The organism is Pacificispira sp. HM-600 (genome assembly GCF_977993705.1).
Map to the genome: position 1 here is coordinate 2,726,980 of NZ_OZ388079.1, position 12,943 is coordinate 2,739,922.

Genomic DNA, 12,943 nt, shown 5'->3' on the forward strand with positions numbered 1-12,943 from the left:
GAGGGTTCACGAGGCCGTTCTCCCGGGCGTCGGCGACGGTCAACTATCTCGACGTCGAGATACATTTCGGGCGCGTGGGATAGGGTGGACAAGACGTGAATGGAGACTTTCTGGTGACCGAATCGACCATCATCTACACCCACACCGATGAGGCCCCGGCCCTCGCAACGGCATCGTTTCTGCCGATCGTGCGTGCCGTCGCGCGTCAGGCGGGCGTGGACGTCGAGACGCGCGATATCTCGCTCGCGGCTCGCGTGCTCGCGGCTTTCCCGCAGAAGCTGACGCCCGAACAGCAGGTCGGCGACGCGCTGGCCGAGCTCGGCGGGCTCGCGACGCTCCCCGAGGCGAACATCATCAAGCTGCCGAACATCTCGGCCTCGATCCCGCAGCTGAAGGCGGCCATCGCCGAACTGCAGGCGCAGGGATACGACATCCCCGACTACCCCGACGAGCCCACGAGCCTCGATGAGAAGGACGTGCGCGCGCGCTACGACCGCATCAAGGGATCGGCCGTCAACCCCGTGCTGCGCGAGGGCAACAGCGACCGTCGCGCGCCCCTGTCGGTGAAGAACTACGCCCGCAAGCACCCGCACACCAACAAGCCGTTCCCCGCCGGGTCGAAGACACGCGTCGCGACCATGGGTCACGACGACTTCAAGAGCAACGAGAAGTCCTGGGTCGCCGCACACGACGATGTCCTGACCATTCGTCACACGGCGACGGATGGTACCGAGACGGTGCTGAAGAGCGATCTCAAGGTGTTGCCGCGCGAAATCATCGACGCGACATTCCTGTCGGGCAAGGCGCTCGACGCTTTCCTGGCCGAGGCGCAGGATGCCGCCAAAGCCGACGACGTGCTGTACTCCGTGCACCTCAAGGCCACGATGATGAAGGTTAGCGACCCGATCATCTTCGGGCACGTCGTACGCTCCTACTTCGCCGATGTCTTCGCGCGCTACGGCGACAAGATCGCGGCGGCCGGCCTCGACCCGAACAACGGGCTCGGCGCGATCCTCGCGGGGCTTGCCAGTGTGGACGGGGGCGACGAGATCATCGCCGCGTTCCACGAGGCCCTCGCGGCCGGGGCACGCGTGTCGTACGTCAACTCCGACAAGGGCATCACGAACCTGCACGTCCCGTCGGACGTCATCGTGGATGCATCCATGCCTGCGCTCGTCCGCAACGGCGGCAAGCTGTGGGGCGCGGATGGTGGCGAAGACGACACGATCGCCGTGATCCCCGACTCGTCCTACGCGGGCGTCTATCAGACCGTCATCGACGATGTGATCGCGAACGGACCGCTCGATCCGGCCAAGATCGGCACCGTTCCGAACGTCGGCCTCATGGCTCAGGCCGCTGAAGAGTACGGCAGCCACGACAAGACGTTCGAGATCGCCGCTGACGGCATCGTCCAGGTCCTCGACAGCTCCGGTGAGGTGCTCATCGAGCACGCCGTCGAAGCCGGCGACATCTGGCGCGCCACGCAGACCAAGCACATCGCCGTCATCGACTGGGTGCGTCTCGCCGTTTCGCGAGCGCGCGCCACGGGTTCGCCCGCCGTGTTCTGGCTCGACGTCAACCGCTCGCACGACGCGCAGCTGATCGCCAAGGTGCACCAGGCTCTCGCGACCCTCGACGTGCACGGTCTGCAGCTGTCGATCCTGTCGCCCGAAGAGGCGACGCGGTACACGCTCTCGCGCATGCGTCACGGACTCGACACCATCTCGGTGACGGGCAACGTGCTGCGCGACTACCTGACCGACCTGTTCCCGATCCTCGAGGTCGGCACGAGCGCCAAGATGCTCTCGATCGTTCCGTTGCTCGCGGGTGGCGGGCTATTCGAGACCGGTGCCGGCGGCTCCGCACCCAAACACGTGCAGCAGCTCGTGGGTGATAACTTCCTGCGTTGGGACTCGCTGGGTGAATTCTTCGCCCTGGCAGCCTCGTTCGAGCACCTCGCCGACCGCACGGGCAACGCCAGCGCCAAAGTCCTCGCCGACACACTGGATGCGGCAACCGGAACGTTCCTCGAGAACGACCGCTCGCCGGGTCGTGCCGTCGGCATGATCGACAACCGCGGCAGCCACTTCTACCTCGCGCTGTACTGGGCGCAGGAGCTGGCGAAGCAAACCAGCGACCCCGAGCTCGCCGCTCGGTTCGCGCCGATCGCCGCCGAGCTGGCCGCGAACGAGCAGGCGATCGTGGCCGAGCTCGCCGCGGCCCAGGGCACGGCCGTCGACATCGGCGGCTACTACCACCCCGACGCGCAGCGGGTCGACGACATCATGCGTCCGTCCTCGACGCTGAACGGCATCATCGACGCCATGTAGGGGTGTGGAACAGAAGAAGAGCGGATGCCTCCGGCATCCGCTCTTCTTTCGTTGCGTTTCGTCTCGCTGCGCTCGCTGAACGACCGGGCACGGCCTCGGTCGTTGAGTGAGGCCCGGAGGGCCGAGTCGAAACGCGGTGTGCTTACGCGTGCACCCAGACGTCGGTTCCGACGTCGGCCCACTGATAGATCTGCTTGGCCAGCGACGTCGGCATACCGACGCAGCCGTGGCTCAGCGGAGTGCCCCAGATGTTGCGCCAGTACACGGCGTGGAACGCCTGGTCGCCGCTGAAGTACATGACCCACTCGACGTCGGGCTGAAGGTAGCCGACCTCGCTGTTACCCATGTCCTGCATCCGCACCTTGGCGTTGACGGTGAAGTTGCCCTGGCGGGTGGCCCAGCCGGGTCCTCCGCTGGAGATCAGCCACGAGTCGACCACGACGTCGTTTTCTTTGACATATAGCCGCTGCTCGGAGAGGTCGACCTCGAGCAGACGAACCACGGACGTGGTCTGCGCGGTGGTCACCTCGACATCGAGCGCGTACGCGGCATCACCGGCGGCGAGCTGCGATGCGAAGCCCGCGGCGATTCCGGTCGTCGCGCCGAGAGCGCGTCCGCCGGCGCCGGCCTGTTCGGTGCGCAGCACCGTGCCGGCCTTGTTGACGACCTGGACGCCGTTGACGGGCGCGCGATCCACGGCGGCGGGCAGCGTGTCCACCATGGTCTGGATCGCCGCGCGGTCGGCCGAGATGCTGATCGTGCCCTGTTCGGGATTCGGCGACAGCGTCAGCCACGAAGCGAGTTCATCAGCGGCGATCGGAACGGTGCGCTCCTCGCCGACGTAGAAGCCCGCCGACGCGACCATGGCGTTCAGCTGCTCCACGCGGGCTGTCGCGGCATCCGTCGTGATGTCTGCCTCGAGCGCGACGAGCTGGCCGTCGAAGGCCGGGGGGAGTGAGGAGTCGAGCCGCCGAGCTTCGTAGGCCTGCTCGATCGCGGCGTGGTCGAGGCCGCGACCCGGCACCGCGGGTGTGACGACATAGGAGCCGGTGGCGGGGTCGAAAGCGACGACCGCGTCTACGGGGTCCACCCAGTCGGCGGCGAACGCGTTGGCGAGGGCGGCCTCGGATTCAGCGGCGTCCACGTCGGGTGCGACCCGTTCGGGGCTCGGGAACCACCCGCCCACCTGCCACATCGGGTGCGTTTCGAGGGCGGCCTGCGCGAGCGCATCCGCATCGATCGACGCGCCCAGATCGGCGCCGCTGATGGTCGCGGTGGTGCCGGCCACGGACACCTCGACTGCCGTGTCCGAGACGGTCTGCGAGACCTTTTCCGTGGCGGCGCCCACCGTGAGGCCGCCCACGGGAACTCCCGCGATGGTCACGCCCGGTGCGATCAGGATGGTGCCGAAGAAGACGCCGATGCCCGCAAGAGCGAGCACGGGGATCCCGATCCACAGCGCGAGCGGCCAGCGACGACGCTTGCGCGGAGGAGCCGGAGTCCACTCCACGCGCGGCGCAGGAGTCAGCGGCGCATCGTCGACAGCGGACGATGGCGTCGAAATGAGGTCAGTCACGGGCCCCCTCACCCGCGGAGGGGTGTGCCTCGATTGTAGGCGAGGCTTGAGAACGAAGGCGCAACGACTCTTTATCGTGCCGGGGACGGGAGTGCAACTTCGCCGCATCCGCGCCGCCAATCGATGTGGCGGATGTCGGAAAGTGGCGCCGACGCGGGGGAGGAGCGGTCTGATCTACTCGAGGCAGAGTTCCTGGAACGCGGTGAAGCTCTCCTGCAGATCGGTGCCGAGGTTCTGCAGCTCGGTGACCTTCGTGGCATCCCCCTCGGAGAGAGCAGTCATCGCTTCTCCGGCAGCCTCGAAGACGGCCTGGATGTCGGGCAGCAGCGCGGCGACCTCGGCATTTCCGATTTCCGAGGTCGCGTCGCCCAGGGCATCCGCGGCGGCCTGGAACGCGGCAGCCGCGTCTTCGGGGTTTTCGGCGGTGACGCCCTCGAAGTCGGCCGAGACGCTTTGGATGGTGCCGTTGATCGAGGCGCATGCCTCTTCCACCGTCTGCGATTCGGGTGCGCCCCCGCTGTTCGAGGACTCAGTGCCCCGGGAGGATCCAGTGCTCTCGGGGGACTCGGACCCACCTCCGGTGCACGCGGTCAGTCCGAACGTTACTGTCGCGGCCAGCGCGAGCGCGATCAGTCGTCGATTCATGACGGTTCCCCCTTGGTGAAGCTCCCAGCCTATGTGCGCTCTCCGGGCAGCGCCGCGAGCGCGTCTCATTACGGTTTTGTAAATGATCCGAACGAACTGTGGACAAACCCTTGCCAAGCGGAGTGTTAGTAAGGTCTACTAACAAATATGTCGACCCCCGAGCAGCCCTCCGGCGCGGTGTCCGAGCCCGCATCCGGACCCGCGCTGCCGATCACCATGCCCCCGGCTACGACGTCCCCTCGAGCCTTCGGTGCGGGTCGCGCCCTGCGGCCCGGCAAGAAGGTTCTCCCGGAGCACGGACGAGGACACAACCGCTCGCTCGTCTTGCAGACGCTCTTCCACCGCGGCCCCCTGAGTCGCGCGGACCTGTCGCGCGAAACCGGGCTCACTCGCGTCACGATCAGTGACCTCGTCGCCGAGCTGATCGCCGATGGTTTTGTGATCGAACAGGGACTGCGCGAGGGCTCGCGACCCGGCAAGCCCGCGATCCTGCTCGATATCGACCGCGCCGCGCACCGGATCGTCGGCATCGACCTCTCGGGGCCAACGGCATTTCTCGGCGCCGTACTCACCCTCGACGGCGAGATCGTCGCCCGCCACGAAGTGCCGCGGCCCGGCGGGGGAGAGGCCGCCGCAACGGCCGTCATCGAACTCGCCCGACACCTGATCGCCGACTCCTTCGCGCCCGTGCTGGGCGTCGGCGTCGGCACGCCCGGCATCGTCGACGACCGCGGCGTCGTCTTGAGCGCGCCGAACCTCGGATGGACGGCCTTCGACCTCGAGACTCGCCTCCGTTCGGCGCTCGAGCTGCCCGTCCTCGTCGCCAACGACGCCAACGCGGCAGCGCTCGCCGAGTACACGTTCGGCGGCGCGGAAGACGACATGATGCTCATCAAGGTGGGCGCGGGTGTCGGCTCGGGTCTGCTCACCGGCGGTCAGCCGACCCGTGGCAGCCGTTTCGCCGCGGGCGAGATCGGACACGTGACGATCGGCACGGACGGCGGTCCGCGCTGTGCCTGCGGCAAAGTCGGGTGCCTCGAGGCCTGGCTGTCGGTGCCGGCCCTGGAAGCCCGCCTGGCCGAGGCATCCGCGGAGACCGACCGGGACGGCATCCTGCGAGACGCGGGCGAGCGACTCGGCATCGCGGTCGCGCCCATCGTCGGCGCACTCGATCTGTCCGAGATCGTTCTCTCGGGTCCGCCCGAACTGCTCGACGGCCCCCTGCTCCAGCAGACCGCCGACACCCTGCGCGCCCGCACGCTCGCCGAGTTCCACGACGGCGTGCGCGTCCGCATGACCCAGCACGGCCAAGACATCGTCCTGCGCGGGGCCGCCGTCATGGTGCTCTCCGGACAGCTCGGTGTCTCGTGATCCGCCCCACCCGATCGATACAGGCCCCACTCCGATCAATACAGGCACGACCCATTCACACACCACTCAACACACGCGAAGGAACACCATGAAGAAGACGCTCGGGGCGATTGCCCTGCTCGGGGCATCCGCCCTCGTCCTCGCCGGCTGCACCGCCGGATCGTCGGAATCAGCCGAGATCCGCGTCTGGCTCGTCGGCACGGACACCCCGCAAGAGGCTCGGGACTACCTCGTCGAGACCTTCGAGGCCGACAACCCCGGCTCGACCCTGGTGATCGAGGAGCAGTCGTGGGACGGGCTCGTCGACAAGCTGACGACGAGTCTGTCGAGCTCCGACAGCCCCGACATCGTCGAGTTCGGCAACACGCAGGCGCCCGCCTTCACATCCGTCGGTGCCCTGCTCGACCTCACGGACGAGTACGAGGCGCTCGGCGGCGACGACCTGCTGCCCGGGTTCGTCGAGGCCGGGTCCTACGACGGCAAGTTCTTCGCACCGCCCCTGTACTCGGGCGCTCGCGTGGTCTTCGCCGACCCCGCCCTCGTGAGCGCCGCCCCCGCGACGCTCGACGAATACGTCACGAGCGCCAAAGCGCTCGCCGCGGCCAACCCGGGGAAGTCGGGTATCTACTTCGCCGGCCAGGACTGGTACAACGCGCTGCCCTTCATCTGGGAGAACGGCGGCGAGATCGCCGTCGCGGATGGCGACAGCTGGGATGCGCAACTGTCATCGGATGCCTCGGTCGCGGGCCTGCTGCAGGTGCAGGACCTCATGATGAACGCCTCCCTCGCACCGAAGGATGGCGACAACGCCGAACCGTGGACCCCGTACTGCGAGAACCAGGCCGTGCAGTTCTCGGCCCCGAACTGGGCGCTGGGTCTGGCGAGCGCTTGCGAGACCGAGGCGCCCCCCGCCGCACCGTTCGTCTACGCCCTGCCCGGCATGGAAGGCGGAGCCGCCCAAGTTTTCGCGGGCGGATCGAACATCGCAATCTCGGCCAAGTCGGCCAACCCCGACTTGGCGAAGAGCGCGCTGGGGATCATCCTGAGCGATGAGTTCCAGACGATCTACGGCGAGAACGGCCTGATTCCGGCAAAGAAGTCGCTCGCCTCGACGCTCGGCGACACCCCCGAGGCGATGGCCTTCACCGCGGCTGCCGGCAACGCCAAGCTCACTCCGGCATCGCCGAACTGGGCCGAGGTCGAGGCATCCCGCGTGCTCGAGGACTTCTTCGTGCAGATCGCGCTCGGCGGTGACGTCGCGGCGCTCGCGACCGAGGTCGACACGCAGATCGAGTCGGTCCTCAACGGCTGATCGGGCGGGCCGGGGGAGCCGCGCGCTCCTCCGGCCCCGCCCATCGGGCCTCGCCCATCCGGCCCACCATCTGGCCCCAGACCATTCGCCTCCCGATCAGGAGATCCCATGTCGAGCGTCCCCCGCGGACTCGCCCCGGCCGTGAGCGCGGTCGAGGGGGAGCGGCTCGTCGCCCCCGAACCGCAGCCCGGAGGACGCCGCCGGCCGCGTCGGCCCGGAGGCTTCACGCCCTACGCGCTCCTGGTGCCCGGATTGCTTGTGCTGGCGGTCATCACCGGCTGGCCTCTCGTGCAGCTGTTCGTGATGTCGTTCCAGGAATTCGGTCGGGCTCAGGTCTTCGGAGCGCCGCCCGAATTCGTCGGGCTGGCGAACTACCTGGCCGTGCTCACCGACGCCGAGTTCTGGCAGGTGCTCGGGCGTTCGGTGTTGTTCGCGGCCGTGTGCGTCGTGCTGACGATGCTGCTCGGCATCCTGGTCGCGCTGCTCATGCGGCGGCTCGGCACGGGCCTGCGCACGCTCGTCTCGGTCGGGCTGCTGCTGGCGTGGGCTATGCCGCCGTTGTCGGCGACGATCGTGTGGGGCTGGATCTTCGACACGCAGTATGGGGTGCTGAACGCGTTCCTCAGTGCCCTCGGTCTGCCGTTCGAGGGCCACTCGTGGCTGATCGATCCGCTCAGCTTCTTCTTCGTCGCGACGATCATCATCGTCTGGGGTGCCGTGCCGTTCGTCGCTTTCACGGTCTATGCCGGGCTCACGCAGGTGCCCGACGAGGTGCTCGAGGCAGCGCAGCTCGACGGGGCGGGAGCGGTCAAGCGCTTCCGGCTCGTGGTCGTGCCCTACATCCGATCGATCCTCATCATCGTGACGATCCTGCAGGTCATCTGGGACCTGCGGGTCTTCACCCAGATCTACGCGCTGCAGTCCATCGGGGGCCTCGCGTCCCAGACCAACACGCTCGGCGTGTACATCTACCGCGTCTCGCTCGGCTCGGGCGACTTCGGCGCGGGCGGCGCGATCTCGGTCATCGTCGTGCTGATGCTCGTCGGGGTCTCGTTGTTCTATGTGCGCCGGAGCCTGCGGGAGGAGAGCGCATGAGCGCCGTGTCGACGCCGCGCAACATTCGGGGGACGGATGCCGAGGCATCCGATCGTCCGCAACGCCCGCCGCGCCCGCCGCGCGCACCGCGCCGCAAGATGTCCGCGCGCCGACGTGTGGGGTCGCTGCTCGCGGGTGCGGCGGCGCTCGTGGTGTTCTTCTTCTCGGTCTTCCCCGTGTACTGGATGGTCAACACGTCGTTCCAGCCGAACGGGCAGGTACGGGGGAGCGAACTGCACCTGTGGCCCGACAACGGCACGCTGGAGAACTACGCGAGCATCATCCTCGGCCAGAGCCGCGCGCCGTTCGTGCCCGCCCTGCTCAATTCGCTGCAGATCGCGCTCATCACCGTGATCGTCGCGCTCGTCTTCGCGTTCCTTGCGGCGCTCGCCGTGACGCGCTTCCGTTTCCGGGCCCGCGGCTCCTTCATCGCGACGATCCTGATCGTGCAGATGATTCCCGCCGAGGCGATGATCATCTCGACCTTCCGGTTGATCGACGGATGGCAGCTGCTCAACACGATCATCGGGCTCTCGGCGGTCTACATCGCGACGGTGCTGCCCTTCACGATCTGGACGCTGCGGGGCTTCGTCAACGGCGTGCCGGTCGAGCTGGAAGAGGCCGCGATGATCGACGGGCTGAGTCGCTCCCAGGCGTTCTGGCGCATCACGTTCCCGCTGCTCGCGCCCGGGTTGGTCGCGACCGGCGTGTTCGGCTTCATCCAGGCGTGGAACGAGTTCGTCTTCGCGCTCGTGCTCAACCCGCGGCCCGAGGCGATGACGCTGCCGGTGTGGCTGCGGACGTTCCTCGACCCGAACGGCGGCACGAACTGGGCCGAGTTGATGGCCGGGTCAACGCTCGTCGCCGTTCCGGTCGTGATCTTCTTCCTGATCGTGCAGGGACGGATGACGAGCGGCCTCGTGTCGGGGGCGGTCAAGGGCTGATGCGTCACAGGCTGAACACCGGCGCCCCCTCGGGAGTCGGGCGATGAGGGTCGGGCTGGACGTCGGCGGCTCGAAGACCGAGGGGGTCGCCGTCGCGCCGGACGGCACGATCGTCGCGCGGGTGCGCCGCGTCACGGGGTGGGGTCCGGATGCCGTGGTCGAGACGATCCTGGGAGCAGTCACCGACCTCGGGGCTCAGCTGGGCGCGGCTCCATCGGGTGCCGCGTCGCGCATCTCGTCTGTCGGCATCGGCATTCCGGGCCAGATCGCGCCCGGAACGCTGCGGGTCGAGCACGCCGTCAACCTGGGCATCGAGGCGCTCGATCTCGGCGATACCGTCGCGTCGGTGCTGGGGGTGGAGGTGCGTGTCGACAACGACGTGCGGGCCGCGGCCCTGGGCGCCGCCGTGCTGCGCGCTGGCTCGGGATCGATCGCCTACCTGAACCTCGGGACGGGCATCGCGGCGGGGATCGTGACGGGGTCAGTGACGGGGCCCGTGACGGGGCCCGGCGCCGGGCGCCAGACGGTGCCGGGCACGGTCTGGCGTGGCGCGCGCGGGGCGGCCGGCGAGGTCGGTCACATCAGCGTGGATCCCGCGGGACCGCTCTGCCGGTGCGGACAGCGCGGGTGCATCGAGGCCCTCGCCGGGGGCGCCGCGCTCGCCGAACGATGGGGGCGACCGGGCGCGCACCCGGTGGGGGATATCTTCGACGCGGCCGCGTCGGGCGATCCGTTCGCGTTGACGCTCCGCGGCCAACTCGCGCGCGGTGTTGCAGCGGCGGTGCGAATACTGGTCCTCACGACGGACGTCGAGACGGTCATTCTCGGTGGCGGACTGACCGCTCTCGGTGCCAGATTGCACGACGACGTGCGGCGCGAACTCGAAGCGGTGGCCGAGGCATCCGTCTTTCTGCGTTCACTCGCGCTCGCCGACCGTGTCGAGCTGCTCCCGCCGGGTTGGCCGGCGGCCGCTCTTGGCGCAGCGCTGGCCGGAGCGCCGGAGGAAGGGGTTCTGATTCATGGCTGAGGTGGTCATCGTTCCGGATGCTTCGACCGGGGGCACGCTCGTCGCCGACGAGATCGTGCGACTCATCGACAGGCGACCCGACGCGGTGCTGGGGCTTGCGACCGGGTCGAGCCCGCTTCCGGTCTACCGTGCGCTGGTGAGCCGGATGCCGAGCGTTGACGTGTCCCGCGTGCGCGCGTTCGCCCTCGACGAATACGTCGGCCTCGACCCCGACGATCCACAGAGCTACCGCAGTGTGATCCGACGCGAGGTCGTCGAACCGCTCGGGCTCGACGCGGAGCGGGTGCGCGTGCCGAACGGGTCGCTCGCGGGCATCGAACACGCGGGCGAGGCGTACGAGGCCGAGCTCGAGGCATCCGGGGGTGTGGATCTGCAGCTGCTCGGGATCGGCACCGACGGGCACATCGGGTTCAACGAGCCCGGGTCGTCGTTTGCCTCCCGCACCCGTGTGAAGACCCTGACGCGGCGTACTCGCGACGACAACGCGCGCTTCTTCGCCTCGGTCGATGACGTTCCGGTGCACTGCATCACGCAGGGCCTGGGCACGATCCTGCGCGCACGGCACCTGGTGCTGCTCGCATTCGGGGCGGGCAAGGCTGCGGCGGTCGCGGGTGCGGTCGAGGGGCCTCTCACCGCGTCGCTGCCCGGCTCGGCGATTCAGCTCCACCCGCACGCGACAGTCGTGGTCGATGAGGCTGCGGCATCCGCCCTGCGCTTCGCGGACTACTACCGCGAGACGTGGGCGCACAAGCCGGCCTGGCAGGGGCTGTAGCCGGGACCCGGCGCTCAGGGCGCGAAGACCTTACCCGGGTTGAGGATGCCGAGCGGATCGAATACCCGCGCGATGTCGCGCTGCAGGGCCCACTGGTCGTCGCCGAGCTCGTCTGCCAGCCACCGCCGCTTGAGCGTGCCGATGCCGTGCTCGCCCGTCAGGGTGCCCCCGAGCGCGAGCGCCGCGCGGAACAGCGCATCCGCCGCCGCCCAGACGTGGTCGGGCACCTCTTCGCCGTCGAACGCGAAGTTCGGGTGGAGGTTGCCGTCGCCCGCGTGGGCGATCGTCGGGATCGTCACGTCGTACTCGCGCTCGATGCGCGCGATCTCGTCGAACATCGTCGCGAGGGCGCTGCGCGGGACGGAGACATCCTCGATCAACGTCGTCTTGCCGAGCGCCTCCATAGCCGGATGCATCGAGCGCCGGATCGTGAGCAGCCGTTCGCCCTCGTCCCGATCACGCGTGACCGTGACGTTGCCGCCGTTCGCCGACAATGTTGCGCCGATCGCGTTCGCCTCGGCCGTCGCTGCCGGGCCGTCGGTCTGCACGATCAGCTGCGCGGCGCCGGGCGTTGGCGGCTGTATGCCGAGATAGGAATGTGCGGATGCGAGGCTCGTCGCATCCATCAGCTCCATGATCGCGGGCTGCACGCCCGAGGCGGTCACGGCGGCCGACGCCCGCGCCGCCGACTGGACGTCGAGGAACGTCGCGGCGATCGTGCACACGTCGCCGGGCACGAGGCGGCGCAGCTTGAGGGTCGCGCCCACGACGACGCCGAGGGTGCCCTCGGATCCGATCATGAGCGACGTGAGGTCCAAGCCCGTCACGCCCTTGACGGTGCGGTGCCCGAGCCGCAGCAGGCGCCCGTCGGCCAGCACCACGTCGAGACCCAGCACCGCGTCGCGGACGACGCCGTACTTGGCGCAGAGGAGCCCTCCGGCGCCCGTCGCGATGTTGCCGCCGACGGTCGAGATCGCGCGGCTCGCGGGGTCGGGGGCCCACCATAGGTCGTGCGCCGCAAGCGCTGCGTTCAGGTCGGCATTGATGATGCCGGGCTCGACCACCGCGAGCAGATCGTCGGGCCGCACCTCCAGGATTCTGTCCATCGATCGCATCGAGAGCACGATCTCGCCCGGTCCGCCCATCGCGGCCCCCGCGAGACCCGTGCCGGCGCCGCGCGTGACGACCGGGGTCCGCGTCGCGGTCGCGATGCGCATCGTGCGTTGCACATCGTCGACCGACGCCGCATGGACGACGGCGAGCGGCCGGCCCGATGAGCGATGACCGGATTTGTCGGCGCGGGCGGCCTCGAGCGAGGCATCCGTCGTGTCGACGACCGTGTCGACGACCGTGTCGACGCGGTGCGAGAGCTCGGCGCGCAGAAGCGCGACGACCTCGTTCTCGGGTGCGGCGTCGGGATGCACGGCGACGTCGAGATCGGATGTCACGCGAATCGCCGTCTGCCGACCACGAGTCCCGTGGCGACCGCCACGACGCCGAACGCCAATCCGATCCACGGTTGGCCGATGCTCCACCACGCGAGCGTCGCACTGACGAAGATCAACAGCTCGATGATGGCGGCGACGAACGGATGCACGGCGATGACTGCCCGAGGCGACAGGAAGAGCGCCCACAGCAGAATCGCGAAGACGGGGGCGCCGATGCCGAAGACGAGATTCCACGGGAAGGCGAACGCGAGGAAGCCCCACAGCGCGAGGGTTCCGAACGCGACGAGTTCGGTCAGGAGCCGCACGACATCGATCACTCCAGGCCGTTCGACCGTGCCGGGCGCTCGTCCCGTACCACCCGCGGGGGTCGCTGCGGTCTGGGGTGCGCCGTCGAGCGCGGACGAATCGGTCATCGTTCCAGTC

11 protein-coding genes are annotated in these 12,943 nt (G+C 68.8%); 7 read left to right on the forward strand and 4 right to left on the reverse strand.

Annotation, left to right across the window (positions count from 1 at the left end; genetic code table 11):
* The first annotated feature begins 113 nt into the window (after window positions 1-113).
* Window positions 114-2,330, forward strand: coding sequence for an NADP-dependent isocitrate dehydrogenase (locus tag ACXZ1E_RS13100; RefSeq protein ID WP_458040911.1), 2,217 nt, complete (start codon window positions 114-116; stop codon window positions 2,328-2,330).
* A 142-nt stretch (window positions 2,331-2,472) separates the two neighbouring features.
* Here ACXZ1E_RS13100 and ACXZ1E_RS13105 read toward each other — a convergent pair whose 3' ends face one another.
* The gene (locus ACXZ1E_RS13105; RefSeq protein WP_458040912.1) at window positions 2,473-3,906 is read right to left on the reverse strand and encodes a L,D-transpeptidase family protein; all 1,434 of its coding nucleotides are present in this window, start codon (window positions 3,904-3,906) and stop codon (window positions 2,473-2,475) included.
* Window positions 3,907-4,080: 174 nt separating this feature from the next.
* The gene (locus ACXZ1E_RS13110) at window positions 4,081-4,551 is read right to left on the reverse strand and encodes a hypothetical protein (RefSeq protein ID WP_458040913.1); all 471 of its coding nucleotides are present in this window, start codon (window positions 4,549-4,551) and stop codon (window positions 4,081-4,083) included.
* Between the two features lie 147 nt (window positions 4,552-4,698).
* On the opposite strand from ACXZ1E_RS13110, the gene ACXZ1E_RS13115 reads away from it, so the two are divergent.
* The 6 genes from ACXZ1E_RS13115 to ACXZ1E_RS13140 all read left to right on the forward strand — a co-directional run bounded on the left by ACXZ1E_RS13115 (window position 4,699) and on the right by ACXZ1E_RS13140 (window position 11,072).
* A complete protein-coding gene (locus tag ACXZ1E_RS13115; protein ID WP_458351962.1) occupies window positions 4,699-5,922 on the forward strand; it encodes an ROK family protein in 1,224 nt (407 codons plus the stop codon).
* A gap of 88 nt (window positions 5,923-6,010) precedes the next feature.
* Window positions 6,011-7,234: an extracellular solute-binding protein gene (locus ACXZ1E_RS13120; RefSeq protein ID WP_458040914.1), complete on the forward strand. Its 1,224-nt coding sequence runs from the start codon at window positions 6,011-6,013 to the stop codon at window positions 7,232-7,234.
* Window positions 7,235-7,342: 108 nt separating this feature from the next.
* Complete coding sequence (locus tag ACXZ1E_RS13125) at window positions 7,343-8,329, forward strand: carbohydrate ABC transporter permease (protein ID WP_458040915.1); 987 nt, start codon at window positions 7,343-7,345, stop codon at window positions 8,327-8,329.
* The gene (locus tag ACXZ1E_RS13130) at window positions 8,326-9,273 is read left to right on the forward strand and encodes a carbohydrate ABC transporter permease (RefSeq protein ID WP_458351963.1); all 948 of its coding nucleotides are present in this window, start codon (window positions 8,326-8,328) and stop codon (window positions 9,271-9,273) included. The genes ACXZ1E_RS13125 and ACXZ1E_RS13130 overlap by 4 nt, the downstream gene beginning before the upstream one ends.
* A 43-nt stretch (window positions 9,274-9,316) precedes the next feature.
* Window positions 9,317-10,300 carry an ROK family protein gene (locus ACXZ1E_RS13135; protein WP_458040916.1) on the forward strand — a complete coding sequence of 328 codons (984 nt, stop codon included), beginning with the start codon at window positions 9,317-9,319 and terminating at the stop codon, window positions 10,298-10,300.
* Complete coding sequence (locus tag ACXZ1E_RS13140; protein WP_458040917.1) at window positions 10,293-11,072, forward strand: glucosamine-6-phosphate deaminase; 780 nt, start codon at window positions 10,293-10,295, stop codon at window positions 11,070-11,072. Before ACXZ1E_RS13135 ends, ACXZ1E_RS13140 begins: the two co-directional genes overlap by 8 nt.
* 14 nt (window positions 11,073-11,086) lie before the next feature.
* Here ACXZ1E_RS13140 and ACXZ1E_RS13145 read toward each other — a convergent pair whose 3' ends face one another.
* Both ACXZ1E_RS13145 and ACXZ1E_RS13150 read right to left on the reverse strand, forming a co-directional pair.
* On the reverse strand, window positions 11,087-12,520 hold the full coding sequence (locus tag ACXZ1E_RS13145; protein WP_458040918.1) for an FAD-binding oxidoreductase: 1,434 nt from the start codon (window positions 12,518-12,520) through the stop codon (window positions 11,087-11,089).
* On the reverse strand, window positions 12,517-12,933 hold the full coding sequence (locus ACXZ1E_RS13150) for a YrdB family protein (RefSeq protein WP_458040919.1): 417 nt from the start codon (window positions 12,931-12,933) through the stop codon (window positions 12,517-12,519). The genes ACXZ1E_RS13145 and ACXZ1E_RS13150 overlap by 4 nt, the downstream gene beginning before the upstream one ends.
* Between the last annotated feature and the right edge of the window lie 10 nt (window positions 12,934-12,943).

What these genes read in the sequence shown, in the direction of transcription:
- ACXZ1E_RS13110 (WP_458040913.1), bottom strand. Translation starts at nt 4,551, where the DNA reads ATGAATCGACGACTGATCGCGCTCGCGCTGGCCGCGACAGTAACGTTC.
- ACXZ1E_RS13115 (WP_458351962.1), top strand. Translation starts at nt 4,699, where the DNA reads ATGTCGACCCCCGAGCAGCCCTCCGGCGCGGTGTCCGAGCCCGCATCC.
- ACXZ1E_RS13120 (WP_458040914.1), top strand. Translation starts at nt 6,011, where the DNA reads ATGAAGAAGACGCTCGGGGCGATTGCCCTGCTCGGGGCATCCGCCCTC.
- ACXZ1E_RS13125 (WP_458040915.1), top strand. Translation starts at nt 7,343, where the DNA reads ATGTCGAGCGTCCCCCGCGGACTCGCCCCGGCCGTGAGCGCGGTCGAG.
- ACXZ1E_RS13130 (WP_458351963.1), top strand. Translation starts at nt 8,326, where the DNA reads ATGAGCGCCGTGTCGACGCCGCGCAACATTCGGGGGACGGATGCCGAG.
- ACXZ1E_RS13135 (WP_458040916.1), top strand. Translation starts at nt 9,317, where the DNA reads ATGAGGGTCGGGCTGGACGTCGGCGGCTCGAAGACCGAGGGGGTCGCC.
- ACXZ1E_RS13140 (WP_458040917.1), top strand. Translation starts at nt 10,293, where the DNA reads ATGGCTGAGGTGGTCATCGTTCCGGATGCTTCGACCGGGGGCACGCTC.
- ACXZ1E_RS13150 (WP_458040919.1), bottom strand. Translation starts at nt 12,933, where the DNA reads ATGACCGATTCGTCCGCGCTCGACGGCGCACCCCAGACCGCAGCGACC.